Here is a 908-nt window from a genome sequence, read left to right as displayed (position 1 = left end):
CATCGACGACGCCCTGGCGGCCGGCATTGAAGTGCGGGTCGTGCGGGTATAAGAAAGCCTATAAATCACGAATTAAGGAGATGGTATAAATGCCAGATTCAGTGAAAAGAATAGCGGCGGAGGAAGCAACATATGGACACAGGGAAGCGGTGTTCGAACACTATGTGCGCAGAACTGTCAGGGCAATCGAGGCGGAAGACGTGAACGCCCTGGCAAGGGCGGTTCCAGGCCATCTTTTGGAGATTGAAACCGAAAAAGCCGTCGCAGTGCTCAACAGTGCGGTAAAGATGATAACCACCAACGCCCGGCAATGGGTCAACGAGTGGATACGTGATTCAGAAAATGACTGTCTGCGGGCCAGAGGAGACAAGAGGTGGCAGCTGATGTCATTGCTGGAAAGCACCTTTAAGTCGGTCGGATCGGGGATTAAAGATGCCGGGAGTCTTAAGGAGGTAGAGTTACTGTGAAGATTGTGTTTGAAAGTAATCTTGAGCGGGAAGCCTGGGAGCTGTTCCTGGAGGCCCACCGGAAATGGTATAAGAATCACGGGGATGAACTGGTGGAAATGGTGATGTTTACGGGGGAGATTTACAAATATGACGAAGCGGTTGTGGAGACGGCATGTAACATGGTAACCTACCCGGAAAAGATCAAAACAGAAGATTCTCCCTCTTGCGAGGAACTTTTCACCCGGGAAGAGGCCGAGGCGCTAATCGGCAAGAAGTTAAAAGATGTCGATACGAGTGAAACATTAAAGGTTGTAGGGTATACCGGCGACGGTTACCTGGAAGTCGAATACGATGACGGCAGCCTGGACGAGTTCAACAAAAGCGATTACCGGGAGTTGCTTGTGGAAGTTTGAGAATCGAGGGGAGCCGGTTGCAAGGCCGGCTCCCTAATCGAAAACA

Annotated in this window: 2 protein-coding genes; both read left to right on the top strand. The window is 50.9% G+C overall.

Annotated features, from left to right (window positions below; translation table 11 throughout):
• The first annotated feature begins 89 nt into the window (after positions 1–89).
• Positions 90–467 carry a hypothetical protein gene (locus GFC01_RS17770; protein ID WP_152948479.1) on the top strand — a complete coding sequence of 126 codons (378 nt, stop codon included), beginning with the start codon at positions 90–92 and terminating at the stop codon, positions 465–467.
• The gene (locus GFC01_RS17765; protein ID WP_152948478.1) at positions 464–862 is read left to right on the top strand and encodes a hypothetical protein; all 399 of its coding nucleotides are present in this window, start codon (positions 464–466) and stop codon (positions 860–862) included. Before GFC01_RS17770 ends, GFC01_RS17765 begins: the two co-directional genes overlap by 4 nt.
• Positions 863–908: the final 46 nt, after the last annotated feature.

This window comes from Desulfofundulus thermobenzoicus (genome assembly GCF_009428905.1).
Taxonomy (GTDB): domain Bacteria; phylum Bacillota; class Desulfotomaculia; order Desulfotomaculales; family Desulfovirgulaceae; genus Desulfofundulus_A; species Desulfofundulus_A thermobenzoicus.
This window is presented reverse-complemented; position numbering and strand designations above follow the sequence as displayed.

Coding starts and splice junctions, on each gene's coding strand:
- GFC01_RS17770 (WP_152948479.1), top strand. CDS start 90: ATGCCAGATTCAGTGAAAAGAATAGCGGCGGAGGAAGCAACATATGGA.